Source organism: Burkholderia sp. SIMBA_051, assembly GCF_046534915.1.
GTDB classification, from domain to species: Bacteria; Pseudomonadota; Gammaproteobacteria; order Burkholderiales; family Burkholderiaceae; genus Burkholderia; species Burkholderia ambifaria.
The window spans coordinates 1-238 of the sequence record NZ_JAWRXS010000860.1 but is presented as its reverse complement, the minus strand read 5'-3'; the positions used below and the strand labels follow the sequence as shown (position 1 = coordinate 238).

1 protein-coding gene is annotated in these 238 nt (G+C 61.8%); it reads left to right on the top strand.

From position 1 onward, the window contains the following. Nucleotides 1–238: SDR family oxidoreductase (locus SB771_RS36890; protein ID WP_410722273.1), on the top strand; the 238-nt coding region annotated here is incomplete at both ends.

The window sequence follows — 238 nt, the reverse complement described above, 5'->3', positions numbered from 1 at the left end:
ACAACGAGATCATGGACATCAACGTCAAGGGCGTGGTCTACACGCTTCAGGCGATGCTGCCGGAGTTTCGAGAGGGCGCCTCGGTCATCCTCAACACCTCGTTCGTCGCCCAGACCGGCAAGCACGGCATATCGTTGACCGCGGCAGCCAAGGCCGCCGTGCGATCGCTTGCCCGTAGTTGGTCCTACGAGTTTCTCGATCGCAAGATCCGGTTCAACGCGATCGCGCCCGGTGGCAC